This is a genomic window from Bifidobacterium pseudolongum subsp. pseudolongum DSM 20099, assembly GCF_000771225.1.
Classification (GTDB): domain Bacteria; phylum Actinomycetota; class Actinomycetes; order Actinomycetales; family Bifidobacteriaceae; genus Bifidobacterium; species Bifidobacterium pseudolongum.
This window is the reverse complement of sequence record NZ_JDTZ01000002.1, coordinates 97,026-111,031: the sequence shown is the minus strand read 5'-3', so window position 1 is coordinate 111,031 and position 14,006 is coordinate 97,026. Positions and strand designations below refer to the sequence as shown.

14 protein-coding genes and 1 pseudogene are annotated in these 14,006 nt (G+C 64.5%); 8 read left to right on the top strand and 7 right to left on the bottom strand.

The window, feature by feature from the left end:
- Position 1 precedes the first annotated feature (1 nt).
- From OU02_RS00540 to OU02_RS00525, 4 genes are all read right to left on the bottom strand, one after another.
- On the bottom strand, positions 2-526 hold the full coding sequence (locus OU02_RS00540; protein ID WP_051918186.1) for a hypothetical protein: 525 nt from the start codon (positions 524-526) through the stop codon (positions 2-4).
- Positions 523-1,494, bottom strand: a complete 972-nt coding sequence (locus tag OU02_RS00535; protein WP_033488298.1) for a DUF58 domain-containing protein — start codon at positions 1,492-1,494, stop codon at positions 523-525. Before OU02_RS00535 ends, OU02_RS00540 begins: the two co-directional genes overlap by 4 nt.
- The gene (locus tag OU02_RS00530) at positions 1,491-2,555 is read right to left on the bottom strand and encodes an AAA family ATPase (RefSeq protein WP_033488297.1); all 1,065 of its coding nucleotides are present in this window, start codon (positions 2,553-2,555) and stop codon (positions 1,491-1,493) included. Before OU02_RS00530 ends, OU02_RS00535 begins: the two co-directional genes overlap by 4 nt.
- 83 nt (positions 2,556-2,638) lie before the next feature.
- Positions 2,639-3,340, bottom strand: coding sequence for a uracil-DNA glycosylase (locus OU02_RS00525; protein ID WP_033488296.1), 702 nt, complete (start codon positions 3,338-3,340; stop codon positions 2,639-2,641).
- A 140-nt stretch (positions 3,341-3,480) separates the two neighbouring features.
- Here OU02_RS00525 and OU02_RS00520 point away from each other — a divergent pair, with 140 nt between their 5' ends.
- The 3 genes from OU02_RS00520 (at position 3,481) to groL (ending at position 6,486) form a co-directional block, all read left to right on the top strand.
- Complete coding sequence (locus OU02_RS00520) at positions 3,481-4,158, top strand: LytR C-terminal domain-containing protein (RefSeq protein WP_033488295.1); 678 nt, start codon at positions 3,481-3,483, stop codon at positions 4,156-4,158.
- 262 nt (positions 4,159-4,420) lie between these two features.
- Positions 4,421-4,627 carry a cold-shock protein gene (locus OU02_RS00515; RefSeq protein ID WP_033488294.1) on the top strand — a complete coding sequence of 69 codons (207 nt, stop codon included), beginning with the start codon at positions 4,421-4,423 and terminating at the stop codon, positions 4,625-4,627.
- Positions 4,628-4,872: 245 nt separating this feature from the next.
- Complete coding sequence (gene groL, locus OU02_RS00510) at positions 4,873-6,486, top strand: chaperonin GroEL (protein ID WP_033488293.1); 1,614 nt, start codon at positions 4,873-4,875, stop codon at positions 6,484-6,486.
- Between the two features lie 108 nt (positions 6,487-6,594).
- On the opposite strand, the gene OU02_RS00505 is transcribed toward groL, so the two are convergent.
- Positions 6,595-6,888 carry a WXG100 family type VII secretion target gene (locus tag OU02_RS00505; RefSeq protein ID WP_026643350.1) on the bottom strand — a complete coding sequence of 98 codons (294 nt, stop codon included), beginning with the start codon at positions 6,886-6,888 and terminating at the stop codon, positions 6,595-6,597.
- A gap of 80 nt (positions 6,889-6,968) precedes the next feature.
- Between OU02_RS00505 and OU02_RS00500 the strand changes: the two genes are divergently transcribed.
- From OU02_RS00500 to OU02_RS00480, 5 genes and pseudogenes are all read left to right on the top strand, one after another.
- The gene (locus tag OU02_RS00500) at positions 6,969-7,874 is read left to right on the top strand and encodes a TPM domain-containing protein (RefSeq protein WP_152593117.1); all 906 of its coding nucleotides are present in this window, start codon (positions 6,969-6,971) and stop codon (positions 7,872-7,874) included.
- Between the two features lie 52 nt (positions 7,875-7,926).
- Entirely contained in the window at positions 7,927-8,658 is a 732-nt protein-coding gene (locus OU02_RS00495; protein ID WP_033488292.1) for a response regulator transcription factor, read from the top strand.
- A gap of 13 nt (positions 8,659-8,671) precedes the next feature.
- Positions 8,672-10,462, top strand: a complete 1,791-nt coding sequence (locus OU02_RS00490) for a sensor histidine kinase (RefSeq protein ID WP_051918188.1) — start codon at positions 8,672-8,674, stop codon at positions 10,460-10,462.
- Positions 10,463-10,617: 155 nt separating this feature from the next.
- Positions 10,618-11,007, top strand: coding sequence for a cold-shock protein (locus tag OU02_RS00485; RefSeq protein WP_033488291.1), 390 nt, complete (start codon positions 10,618-10,620; stop codon positions 11,005-11,007).
- 3 nt (positions 11,008-11,010) lie between these two features.
- Positions 11,011-11,922 (top strand): annotated as a pseudogene (locus OU02_RS00480) (DUF3027 domain-containing protein); the annotation flags it as partial.
- A gap of 15 nt (positions 11,923-11,937) precedes the next feature.
- Here OU02_RS00480 and OU02_RS00475 read toward each other — a convergent pair.
- Positions 11,938-12,885, bottom strand: a complete 948-nt coding sequence (locus OU02_RS00475; protein ID WP_033488290.1) for a hypothetical protein — start codon at positions 12,883-12,885, stop codon at positions 11,938-11,940.
- A gap of 112 nt (positions 12,886-12,997) precedes the next feature.
- On the bottom strand, positions 12,998-13,975 hold the full coding sequence (locus tag OU02_RS00470) for a universal stress protein (protein ID WP_033488289.1): 978 nt from the start codon (positions 13,973-13,975) through the stop codon (positions 12,998-13,000).
- Positions 13,976-14,006 lie beyond the last annotated feature (31 nt).

The following is a 14,006-nucleotide window of genomic DNA, read 5'->3' as shown; positions in this document are numbered from 1 at the left end:
GTCAGCGCCACCTTTCCATGAAATCCCCGACCCAGCCGGCCGCGGTGTGCACGCTGGCGTCGCGCGCTTCGGCATTCGTCGCGGCGTCGGCGAACTCAGGTGGGTACAGTGCGGCAATCGTCAGGCGCAACGCGTCCCAGTTCGCCGCCGTGCCGCCCGAAGGGCGCCGTTCGAGTTCGCGCAGTGTGCTCGTCGAAAGCGCGCATCCGCTGTGCGCGGCGGCGAACTCGCGTGCCAGCGCGGCAAGGCGCGCATAGGCCTCGTCGGCCGGGAATTCGCCGGCGTCGTATTGGCGCACCACATCGTCCACGCGTGCGAGCCACTGTTGCGTGGATCCGGCCTGCGCGTGTGCTCCTGCCGAAGTGGCGGGTGCACGGCGGGTGCGGCGCCTGCCATACAACGCCATCGCCACAACGCACGCGACCGCCGCTACGGCTGCCACGGCGAACACCGTCCACAACATTGGCACATCGCCGAGCGCGGCGGACGGGTGCAGGTCGGAGACATCAAGCGCCATCGTGTTCACGCGCGCTCCTTTCCTTGGCGCGCCGGTGTGCGCAACGCGGCAGGGGCGCCCGGTGTGCCGAAACGACTCAGTGAGACCAAGCGCACGAAACCCGCGAACATGCGTGCGCTCGACGACGCGTGCATGAGCCGCGCGCCGCACCGGGCCAGTTCCTGCGTGAGATTCGTGACTTCGAACGCGCGGTGGCGTTCGGTCGCCTGGGCGAGCGACGCATTGCGCAGGAACGCCGGCACACGCCTGCCGCTCGTGCCGTCCACGACGTGCGCGTGTGGCGCATCGTCGAGCGGTTGCGTGGCGAAGGGATTGACGGTGCCCACGTCGATCACGACGAGGGGGTGCGTGCGTGCGATGCGCCGGATGAGCGGCAGGTGGTCGCGGGTGAGCGCCTGCTCGCAGCTCGCGATGACCACGAGCGCGTCACGGTCGTGCAGCTGCACGGCGTAGTCGAGAAGCGCGTCGAGATTGCGCGCCTGGTCCCATGCGCGGTCGAGCGCGCCATCGAGCGTGCGCTCGAACTGCGCGAGGCCACCGTGGAACGGCACGCGGGCGATGCGCGCGGCGTCGCCGAGCACAAGCGAGACGTCGTCGCTGCGGCGCAGGCTGAGCGCGGCGAACATGCACAGCGCATTGGCCGCGACCGCGTAGGCCGTCTCGCCTGAGGGGCAGCTCGCCGTCATCTCGCGGCCGGCGTCCATGAGCAGATACGCGCGGCCCGAGGCGAGGCGTTCGCGTTGCACGACCATGGCACGGCCCGAACGCGCGCTGATCTTCCAGTCGATCGCGCGCGCCTCGTCACCGGGCCCATACGGCCGGATATCGAGCAGGTCGTCGTTGCCGCCGCGCCGGTTCGACCGGTGCTCGCCTTCCAGCACACCCAACGCCTTGGCCACGGTGGGCAGCGACATGGAGGTGCCGAGCGCTTCGATCTTGCGCCGGACGGGGTCTGCCGTGTGCGCGCGGTCGATCATGGGACGGGGACCGCCTTGACGATCGAATCGATCACCTGGTCGCAAGTGACGCCGTCAGCGAGCGCCTCGAACGTGAGCAGGATGCGGTGGCGCAGCACTTCGTGCGCATATTGTTTGATGTCTTCGGGCACCACGTAATTGCGGCCGGCCATGAGCGCGGCGGCCTGGCCGATGCGCACAAGCGCGATTGACGCGCGCGGCGAGGCTCCGAGGCGCACGAGCGACGGCAGCCCCTGCACGGGCTTGCCGCCGGCGCCGCGCGAGGTTTCGGACAGGTCCACCGCGTATTTCATGATTGCGTCGGACACATGCACTTGGCGCGCGGCGCGGCACAGGAAGTCCACGTCTTGGATGCCGATGACGTCGTGGGTCAGCGCCGTGGGGTCGATCGTGTCGGAACCGCGGCGGGTGAGCAGCGCGAGCATGGCGACTTCCTGCTTGGCAGTGGGGTAGGTCATGACGGCTTTCATCATGAAACGGTCCATCTGCGCTTCGGGCAGGTTGAACGTGCCCTCTTCCTCGATGGGATTCTGGGTGGCGATCACCATGAACGGTTTCGGCAGCGGGATGCGCTGGCCGCCGATCGTGGTGGCGCCTTCGGCCATGGCCTCGAGCATCGCCGACTGGGTCTTGGCGTTGGATCGGTTGATCTCGTCAAGCAGCACGAAGTTGGCGTGGATTGGGCCGATCTGTGTGGTGAAGCGTTGCGTGGAGAAGTCGAAGACCTGCGTGCCCACAAGGTCGGAGGGCATGAGGTCCGGTGTGCATTGCACGCGTTTGAACGATCCGGAGACGGCGGTGGCCAGGGTCTGTGCCGCGGTCGTCTTGGCGAGGCCCGGCACGGATTCGATGAGGATGTGGCCGCCGGCCACCATCGTGGTGATCAGGGATTCGCGCAGGTTCTCCTGACCCACGAGTGTCTGGGAGAAGCGGTTGCGAATCCGGCCCACGAGCTGCTGGGCGCGGGCCGTGTCATCGGCGCCCAACGCGGTGGCGGGGGTGGTTGCCGTGGGCGGCGGGGCCATGGGCTGCGGGGCTGGTGGCTGATGGAATAAGGCCATGGAATGCGCTCCATCGGTAGGTCGAATGTTGTGTCGTGTCGTCATTGTAGCGGCAATGGTTGAGCGTCGGGCTGCAGTGGGGCTTACAAGCTCCAGTCGATCGGGGTGACTCCCATGCGTTCGAGGGCCTCGTTGGCGCGCGAGAACGGACGGGAGCCGAAGAACCCGCGCGAGGCGGAAAGCGGGCTGGGATGCGGTGAGGCGATGATGGTGGCATTCGTCAGCAATGGGGCGAGGGATTGAGCTTTACGCCCCCAGAGAATGGCCACGAGCGGCAGTGGCCTGCCTTGTGCGTCCTTGCGGTCGTTCAGTGCGCGGATCGCCGCGTCGGTGATTTGCTCCCACCCCTTGTGCTCATGGCTGTTGGGACGCCCGGCTTCCACGGTCAGGCACCTGTTGAGCAGCATCACCCCCTGCTTCGTCCATGGTGTCAGGTCGCCGCTCGTCGGCGGTGGCACATGCAGGTCGCTTTGCAGCTCCTTGTAGATATTGACGAGGCTTTTGGGCAGCGGTCTGACGCCCGGTGCCACCGAGAAGCTCAACCCGACCGGATGCCCCGGCGTGGGGTAGGGGTCTTGCCCGACGATCAGCACCTTGACGGAATCGAACGGAATCGTGAAGGCGCGTAGGATGTTGCCGCTCGCCGGCAGGATGCGCTTGCCCTGCGCCTGCTGTTGGCGGATGAAATCACCCATGGCGTGGATCTGCGGCTCGACGCCGGCCAGTGCATGCGCCCAGCCCGGGTCGATCAGCTCACTGAGGGGTTTGGTATGTGCAGTGCTCATGGGTTCCACTGTAGCGGCCGGTCTGCGGATCGCCCGCCGTTTCATGCCGGTTGATATAGTGGTGGAGCAGCCCATCGTCTGTTCGGTTAGGAATGGTTGTGGGGCGCATACTGGTTGCATGTATAGCGGAAGGATTTTCCATGGCTCGTAAGGACACCGAACAGTACCGGTCCTATGAGAAGGACGCCTTTGACAATCCCCCCGAGGGCCCCGTTGGCGTGCACCGCGGCAACCGGCCGATGATTGTGCGCCTCACGCCGTTCGTCATCGTGCTCGTGGCCGCCGTGGCCGCGGGCGTGCTGTTCTGGAGCATCTTCTCGGGTGAGGCGGCGAACATGTTCAACCGCCGCTCCGAACAGACGCAGACGACGGCGCAGACCTCGCAGGTCGCATCGTCTTCGTCGGCGGACGAGAGCGCGTCGGGCACGGCTTCGCACTCTTCGCAAAGCGCTTCGGCGAGCGAGTCGACGTCGGCCGAGGACACGCCGAGCCAGACGCCTTCCGAAAGTGAATCCGCGCAGAGCACGCCGGAGGAATCGCAACAGGTCAACACGAATGCGCAGATCACGGTGATCAACGGCACCGGCGTGTCCGGCCTCGCGAACGACCGCGCAGGCGTGCTGCAGAACCGGGGATTCACCAATGTGAGCGCGGCCAACCCGGACGCGACGACCGTGCTGCCCGCACAGACCGTGGTGTACTACCAGAACGAGGCCGACCTGGCGACCGCGCAGCAGGTGGCCAACGCCTTGGGCATCACGACTGTGGAGCAATCCGCCTCGATCGGCACGCCGATCCAGGTTGTGCTGATGCAGTGAGCGCACCGCCGCATATATGTCACCGCCCGGTTCGTCACCGGGCGGTTTTTGTATATTCCAGACGGAAATGCCCATTGTGTGTGGGGGGGGGTAATCAGGCAAAAACATCTCATATGGCAGATTTCGAGCGTTTCGCGGGTGCGGTCGCGGTAGAATGTCCTGCGGCCGCCCACTGTGGACGCCTGTGATTGGGGAAGTTTTGAGATCATGGTGATCCGGGGGGGGGACGCCATGATGTGCAATACGTAGAAGGAAAAAGCAGATGGCACAAGGAACAGTCAAGTTCTTCAGCGCCGGCAGGGGGTATGGCTTCATCAACCCTGCGCAGGGCGGTGAGGATGTCTTCGTCCATTATTCAGTGATTCAGGCCGATGGATTCAGGACGTTGAAGGAAGGTGACCGTGTGGAGTACAGCGTCGTCGAGACACCCAAGGGGTATCAGGCAAAAGACGTTGTTGTAATGAACTGACGGTGGGGATGTGCGTCGACGCGCCCGAAAACAATGCCCGGAGACTGGTTTGGGGTCGTCCGGGCATTGATGTCTCTTGCCGAGAGCGCAAATTCCAGCATGTCGAGTTGGCACTCGAGCATCGAGAGTGCTACTCTCCCGTAGTAGCACTCGGACCGTGGGAGTGATACCCGAAAGCTGACGGTCGGATAGCACGCCGCGTCCCGAGTGGTGTCGTACAACATCAATCCCGTAGTGGAGGAACAATGGCAAAGATCATTGAATATGATGAGGAAGCACGCCAGGGCATGCTGGCCGGTCTCGACAAGCTCGCCGATACCGTCAAGGTGACGCTGGGACCGAAGGGCCGCAACGTGGTGCTCGACAAGACCTATGGTGCGCCGACCATCACCAACGATGGTGTGTCGATCGCCAAGGAAATCGATTTGGAAGACCCGTTCGAGCGCATCGGCGCCGAGCTCGTCAAGGAAGTCGCTAAGAAGACCGACGACGTGGCCGGCGATGGCACCACCACCGCGACCGTGCTGGCCCAGTCCCTCGTGCACGAAGGCCTCAAGAACGTTGTGGCCGGTTCGAACCCGATCGCGCTGCGCCGTGGCATCGAGAAGGCCTCTGACGCAATCGTCAAGGAACTTGTGGCCTCCGCCAAGCCGGTGGAAACCAAGGAGCAGATCGCAGCCACCGCGACGATCTCCGCCGCCGATCCCGAGGTCGGCGAGAAGATCGCCGAGGCGCTCGACAAGGTTGGCCAGGATGGCGTGGTGACCGTCGAAGACAACAACCGCTTCGGCCTCGACCTTGAGTTCACCGAGGGCATGCGCTTCGACAAGGGCTACATCTCCCCGTACTTCGTAACCAACGTCGACGACCAGACCGCCGTGCTCGACGACCCGTACATCCTGCTCACAAGCGGCAAGGTATCGTCGCAGCAGGACGTGGTCCACATCGCCGAACTCGTGATGAAGACCGGCAAGCCGCTGCTGATCATCGCCGAGGACGTGGACGGCGAAGCACTGCCGACGCTGATCCTCAACAACATCCGTGGCACGTTCAAGTCCTGCGCCGTCAAGGCCCCGGGCTTCGGCGACCGCCGCAAGGCGATGCTGCAGGACATGGCGATCCTGACCGGCGGCCAGGTGGTCTCCGAGGAGATCGGCCTCAAGCTCGACTCGATCGACCTGTCGGTGTTCGGCACCGCCAAGAAGGTCATCGTCTCCAAGGACGAGACGACGATCGTCTCCGGTGGCGGCTCGAAGGAAGACGTCGAGGCGCGCGTGGCCCAGATCCGTGCGGAGATCGAGAACACCGACTCCGATTACGACCGCGAGAAGCTGCAGGAGCGCCTTGCCAAGCTCGCCGGCGGCGTGGCCGTCATCAAGGTGGGTGCCGCGACCGAGGTCGAGGCCAAGGAACGCAAGCACCGCATCGAAGACGCCGTGCGCAACGCCAAGGCCGCCATCGAAGAGGGCCTCGTGCCCGGCGGTGGCGTGGCACTCGTGCAGGCCGCTGCCAAGGCGGAGAAGGACGTCAACCTCGAGGGCGACGAGGCCACTGGTGCCGCAATCGTCTTCGGCGGCATCGAAGCCCCGCTCAAGCAGATCGCCGACAACGCCGGCCTCTCCGGCGACGTGGTGCTCGACAAGGTGCTCTCGCTGCCTGAGGGCGAAGGCTTCAACGCAGCCACCGACACCTACGAGGACCTCATGGCCGCCGGCGTGACCGACCCGGTGAAGGTGACCCGTTCCGCGCTGCAGAACGCCGCGTCCATCGCCGGCCTGTTCCTGACGACCGAAGCCGTCGTGGCCAACAAGCCGGAACCGGCTCCGGCCGCACCGGCCGCGCCTGACATGGGCTACTGATAGAACTGTGTCATAGCGGCGCCAACGGCATTGCCGTCGCGCTGCGGTGAATCAGCAGCCGAGGGCCCCATCCGCATACCGCGGGTGGGGCCCTCGACGTATATGGGCTCACCCGGCGCTGAACAGGCGTGCCGCTTGGGATTCCGCGTCGGCGTAGACGCTCGAGGCTTGGGTGAGGGCCTGCTGGATGGATTCAAGGGATTGCTCCATCTGCTGCTGCGCAGCCCGCCATTGCGCGGCGAGCGCGTTGAACTGCGTGGCGGCGCCTCCACGCCACGCGTCCTGCAACGCGTTGAGGTTGCCGTACATCTGGTCAACCGATTGGCGGATCGCCGTGATTGACGTGCACACCGCAGCGCTCGACGCCTGGATGCGTTCCGAATCCACTTGGTACTGTGGCATGATGGTTCCTCCTTGGATGGCGTATTCAGTTGTCTGCTAATACCTGCCGGCCGGGGATGATGACCGGTACTGTGGAATCTATGACATCTCAATGTGCAAGCAAAGCCGGTTCCGCCCCTGTGGTCGGACGCCCGGGTTGTCCACAATCCTCCCGACCCGTTGCCCAGGGCGAAGCCGCCCGCGACAACGCCCGCGCCAGCCGTTGCGCGCGGGCCGTTGGCATGCTCATGCTCATCATCGCCATGGTGTTGGCCGGCGTCACCGCCACCCCATCCCGTGCCGACGAGGCCGCGCCGTCGCAGACCTCCACATCCACGGCGCCGAGCGGCGAAGACGTGTCGGCCAACATCGTCGACACCCAGAACCTGCTGGGAGACAACCTCGGCGCGGTCACCGACGCCATCAAAGAGACCTACGAACGCACCGGCGTGACGGTGCGTCTGATCTACGTCAATTCGTTCAATACCGACAAACAGCCTGATGCATGGGCGGCACAGACCCTCAAGTCGCTCGACCCGCCGCCGAACACCGTGCTGTTGGCTGTCGCGTCGAACGACGGCAATCTGGCGGTTGTGGTCTCACCGGATTCCGCCGAATGGCTGCGTAACCGCAAGACGGTGGACAAGCTTTCCGAAGCGGCTTCGGCGCCGCTTACGGATGGGGCGGACGTCAATGGACCGAATTGGGCGAAGTCGGCGATCGACATGATGAAGGTCATCCAGACGACGAAAAGCACGGCCACCTCATCGACCGCAGCCTCGGTCGGCACCATCGTCATGATTGGCGCCGTGGCCGTGTTGCTGGTCGGTGCCGTGGTATTGATCGTGGTGCGCCGCCGCCGTGAGACCGAACATGACGCCGAACGCGTCGTCGAGGACGAGAAGGCACAGGACGAGGGTGCCCGCGAGGCCGCCGTGTCGGACGCCCCGGCCTCCGATGCCGATCGGGCCGACCAGAACGTTCCTGCCGCCACAGACGAGCGTTAGATTTCAGCTGGCGTTCAGGAAACGTCCAGAGTCCATCGTCATCATATGCAGTATGAGCAAAGGAACCGAAACATCCATCGTCGTCGTCGACGACGAACCGTCCATCCGTGAACTGCTTGTGGCCTCGCTCCATTTCGCCGGCTACGAAGTGGAGACCGCCGCGTCCGGGTCCGAGGCGATTGAAGTCATCGAGAAGACCCAGCCCGATCTGATCATCCTCGACGTCATGCTGCCGGACATCGACGGATTCACCGTCACGCGCCGCATCCGCCAGGAAGGCATTGACGCCCCGGTGCTCTTCCTGACGGCGCGCGACGACACCCAAGACAAGGTCATGGGACTGACCGTCGGCGGCGACGATTATGTGACCAAACCGTTCAGCCTTGAGGAAGTGGTGGCGCGCATCCGCGCGATCCTGCGACGCACGCGCGAACAGGAGCAGGACGACCCGATCATCCGCGTGGGCGATCTGGAGATCAACGAGGATTCGCACGACGTGACGCGCGCCGGCAAGGCGATTGACCTGAGCCCTACCGAGTACAAGTTGCTGCGCTACCTCATGGACAACAAGGGCCGCGTGCTGTCGAAGGCGCAGATCCTCGACCACGTGTGGCAATACGACTGGGGCGGCGACGCCGCCATCGTCGAATCGTACATCTCGTACCTGCGCAAGAAGGTCGACGACCTCGAGGTGGAGGACGAGGACGGCACGATGCACAAGGTGCAGCCGCTGATCGAGACGAAACGTGGCATCGGCTACATGATCAGGGTGCCGAAGCACTGAAAGCCGACACCAGATGAAGTCTCCAGTCGACCCGAAACCAACGAAGCGGGCCGATGCCGACGGCACGCCAAAGACAACACCCCGTAAGGGTGCCGCACCGCGTGCCAAGGACGGCGGGGCGCCATACGGCGCGCGCTTCAGCGGCATCCAGAAAATCCCGTTGGGCGCCAAGCTCGTCATCTCGATCATCGTGCTGCTCAGCGTGGGCACGGTCAGCATCTCGCTGTCGATACGCCAACTCGTCAACAGCTACATGCTGCAACGTACCGACAGCCAGTTGCTGCAGCAAGCTGAACTCGTGTTCAAGAACACGACGCTGCTCAACGACACCAAATCCACCGCCGACAGCAATTCGTTCGTCAGTTACTACGTGCAGGCCTACGACAGACAGACGGGCAGCACGTACAAGCTGCTGCAGCCGATGTACCGCGACGGTGTCATCTCGCGGCCTCTGCTGCCGCGCGGCGGAGGCCTTGACGGCCATGAGATCGCCGTGCCGTACACGACCCCGGCGGTGGTGGATCTCGAGAACGTGAAAGGCCAGCCGGACCATGAGACGATGGTCATGGCGCAGGCGCCGTGGCGCGTTGTGGCGTTGCGCTGGGTCAGCGATTCCGCGAACGGCACGATCGAACCACGCGGCGTGATCTACATCGGCCTGTCGCTGGGCAACCAGGTCGACATGATCGACAATCTGACCCGGTTCTGCGTCATCGTCGGTGTCGCCGTCGTACTGCTCGGCGGGGTGATCAGCGCCATCACCGTGCAGCGCACACTGAGCCCACTCAAACGCATCGAGAAGACGGCGGCGAAGATTGCGGCGGGAGACCTGTCACAACGCGTGCCGGACGCGCCGGAAGGCACCGAGGTGGGCACGCTCGCGAAATCACTCAACACGATGCTCGCGCAGATTGAACGCAGTTTCCGCCAACAGCAGGCCACGACCGAGAAAATGAAGCGGTTCGTGTCCGATGCGAGCCACGAGCTGCGCACACCGCTCGCCGCAATCCATGGATACGCTGAGCTCTACCGCATGCAACGCAATGAGCCAGGACAGATCGAGCGCGCCGACGATTCCATCGCGCACATCGAGGCGTCGAGCGCGCGCATGACGCTGCTCGTCGAAGATCTGCTGTCGCTTGCACGCCTCGACGAAGGCCATGGCATCTCGATAACCGACCACATTGATTTGGGTTCGGTCATCCGCGAATCGGTGGACGACCTGCATGCGCTCGACCCGGAACGCGACATCACGACCGGCGTGCTTGGCCTCGACGTCAGCGAACCAGACCATCTGCAGCTGAGTATGACGCCCGGGGAACTGCCGAGCGTCATGATAGTGGCCGATGGCACACGACTGCACCAGATGGTCACGAACATCGTCGGCAACATCCACCGCTACACACCCGCGGATTCGCCGGTCGAACTCTCACTCGGTGTGCTCGGAATCGACATGGCGCTCGACGAACTGACGTCGCTCGCCTCGGAGGAGGAATCGCTGCAGGCCATTGTGGGCGCGGCCGCGCGCTTCACCGTGACGCAGCACGGCATGATGGTCTCTGTGGCGCGCTTCACCGACCACGGACCGGGCGTGCCGCCGGACGGTCTGGCGCGGATCTTCGAACGGTTCTACACCGCCGACCCATCCCGCGCGCGTCAGAAAGGCGGCACGGGACTCGGCATGGCGATCGCGCAGTCGGTGATCAACGCGCACCGCGGGTTCATCTGCGCCACGGAAAGCCCCGGTGGCGGCCTCACCTTCACCATCGTCATGCCCTTGGCCCCCGATGAAGCGGAGTCCTGAACGGGCGCGCGGACCGGCCGCGGCGGGCATTATGCTCACCGCGGCCGGTTTGTGCTGTATGCGGGGCCTGCGGTAAGATAAGACGTTGGATTTATGCGCGGGCCCCGAGTCCGCGCACTGGTATGAAGGATTTGTTGACTGGGTGAGAGGTGACCATGCCGAGTGGACGTGTGCGTTGGTTCGATGCGAAGAAGGGTTTTGGATTCATCGAGAGCGATGACGGCCATGATGTGTTTTTGCCCCAGACCGCCCTGCCGAAGGACATGCGTGATGTGCGCAAGGGCGCGAAGGTGGAGTATTCGGTGATCGACGGCAGCAAGGGACCGGTGGCCATGGACGTGGCGTTCGTCAAGTCCGCGCCGTCGCTCGTCAAGGCCACACGGCCGAAGCCGGACGACATGGCGGCCATTGTGGAGGACTTAATCAAACTGCTCGACTCCGCGGGCAATCAGCTGCGCCGCCACCGGTACCCTTCGGCTTCGGACAGCAAGAAACTCGCCACGCTGCTGCGCGCCGTGGCGGACAATTTCGATGTACAGGAATGATTGATGACAGACAATGCTTTGGATCCGGTGGCGCTCGCCCGCGCCGTGGCGATCGACGCCGCCGAGAACCCGGACGCCGTTGGCGACTATGTGACGCAACAGGCCCTGGAAGGCGGGGTCACTGATTTCCGCTTTGCCGCGCTGATGGTGGGCTATGAGGGCTGGCAGTGGTCGGTCACATTGTTCCATGACGAGGAACTGGACCATTGGACCGTCGACGAGTCCACGCTGATCCCCTCGGACCAAGCGCTGCTCCCGCCGCCATGGGTGCCATGGAAGGACCGGCTTGAGCCGTCCGACCTGACCGTCACCGACTCCATCGGCACTGAACCCGACGACCCTCGTCTCGAGCCGGGCATCACCGAAGAAGGCATCGTGCAGGTCGAGGCCACCGTGGCCGAAGACGGCGCCGCAACCAGCGCTGAGGATGTACATGACACGGTCGAGGAATTCGATTTGTCCCGGCGGCAGGTCATGTCCGAACTCGGACGCTCGCAGACGGCACAACGGTGGTATGACGGCCCGCACGGGCCAAAGTCGCTGTCCACGAAGACCGCGGATGGCAACTTGTGCTCGACGTGCGGGTTCCTCATTCCGCTGCGCGGCGATCTGGGCACGATGTTCGGCGTCTGCGCGAACCGTTGGAGCCCGGATGACGGGCGTGTCGTCTCGCTCGACCACGGGTGTGGCGAACACTCGCAGATCGATCCGCCGGAGCCGAGCAATCTATGGATTCAGACCAAACCGGCGTACGACGACATGCACATTGACGTTGTGGCGCAGCGCACGCGTGAGGAACGCGGGGAAGTCGAGCTGCTCGAAGAGGCCAATGAAACCGGTGATTCCGGCGAGGCCAGTGCGCGGGTTGACACCGCTTCCACCGATTCCGCAGAATCCACGAACGACACCGGATCCGCGGAGTAAGCCGTCTTACCGCTTGTTGCCGTCTGGATTGGCCGACGGCGAGGCTGTGGCCGTTGCGCTGGGCGACGGACTCGCCGATGTACTCGGTGAGGCACTCCCGGAAGGTTTCGCTGTTGGCCGTGCAGTGGATGACGCCGAATCCTTCGGCGTGCTGGAAGGTGACGCGGAAGGCTGTGCACTTGCTGTCGCGGACGCACTCGGCGTGGCCGTGGGGGTCCGCTCCGGTTCCGTCTCGCCGGACGGTGTGGGCGGTTCGCCGCTCGTCGTGTCTTGTGCGGCGCCGGCATCCTCGTTGTCTGTCACGCCCGACGTGATGCGCACCAATTCCTTGGTGATCGTCGTATAGACGTCGGTGAGCTGCTTCGCCGTCTCGGCGTGGTCGTTGAGCCGCGCATTGTCCATCGTGATTGTGCATGACGGCACGGCGGGTTCCTTTTCGGCGTCGTCGATCAGCACGGTCATGCGGCGCAGCGCGTCGGCGTCAATCGTCTTGCTTGCGTCGTCACGGTATTGCTTTGCGTCGTCAATCGCGGTCTGCGTGAGCCTGTGCGCATCCTGCGCCCGCGCGGTGGCTTTGCGGCACGCGCTCATCGCCTGCGCGCGCGGGGTGCCCCAGATGGTGCCGTTCGCATACAGCGCGGCGACCACCGCACATGCCACGAACACCACGAGCACGGTGACCTGCCACCACGGGCGGCGGTGTCTTGCCGCACCCGTGTGGGAGCGCGCGCCGGACCCTGGCGCATGCGTGCCCTGCGTGGCAGGCCGTGTGCGCGTAGTGTCCTTGGGGGTGAACGAGGGTGGATCGCCACCCTGCTCGGATGCCTGTTCCATACGGGTCTGGCTGGTGTTCCTCGCTGTGCCCACGTGCTGGGTCGCGTCGTCCTGACTGGCCACGGTGGTGGTCCCGGTGTCTGTGTCGTCGCTGTTGCTGTGCTGTTCGTCTGCTGTCATAAGTCCTTATGTTCCTGCTCCCACGCATATCATATGCGGCCTGTCTGTGAACAGGTGCCTGAACTGAGCCGACGGTGAACCGCCGTCTGCCCGGTTCAGGAGGAGCGTTCGGTCAGTGCACGATCGACAGGTTGCATTCCGCGGAATTGAGCAGCTGCTTGGAGACCGATCCGAGGAAGTGCGCGTCCAAACCGCTCAGGCCACGTGAGCCGACCACGATGTGGCGCGCATAGCGCGACGCGCTGACGAGGCCTTTGCCGGCGCTGATGTGGAACGCGTTCGGTGTCACCGAAAGACCGGCTGGCATAGGGGAGTCGTCCACCATCCTCTTCACTATCGATTCGGCATAGCGCTGGGCCACCTCCATTGGCGCCACGCTCGACTCATAGCCGGGGACGGTGCCCAGGTCGCGCAGCTGCCAGCAGAACATCACATGCAGCGGCGCGCTGTTGAGCTCGGCGAGACGCGCAGCGAACCCCAGCGCGCGCTGTGACGTGGGCGAGCCGTCCACGCCCACCACAATCGGGCGTACGACGCGCGGCGTCGGCGCGACAGGCGTCACGAAGTGCACTTGGTCGTCTCCGGGGCTCAGCGCATTCGCAATCTGATCCTGTACGTCGATGTCCGCGTCGCTCGCGGTGCGAATCACCGTGACCGGCACCGTCGACTCCTCGGCGAGCGAAGCGGAAAGCGAGCCGGCGAACCAGCGCGCCACACGTCCCATCGAACGGCGCCCCACCACGATCTGCTGCGCGTTGGCGCCGATCTCGAGCAGGGCGGAAGCACCCGAGGCCCGGAATGACGTGAGCTTGATGTGCTCGTTGTCGATGTCGATGTCTTGCGTGGCCGTGTCGACCCACGTGCGCAGTTTGTCCGCCAGTTTCTGGCGTAGCTCAGCCACCTCCTGCTCGGTCTGCGGTTCGGGGCCCATGTCCCACGAATACGACCAGCCGTACACGGCGTTCACCGACTGCCCCGAGAGCACGGCCTGATTGAGCGCCCAGCGCAGTGCGGCGAACGATTCGACCGTTCCGTCGACGCCTACGACAAGGTCACCTTGGGCATTGAGCGCATTGTTCTGCTCGCTCATGGCATACTCCTAACTTTCCATGCGATGCTTC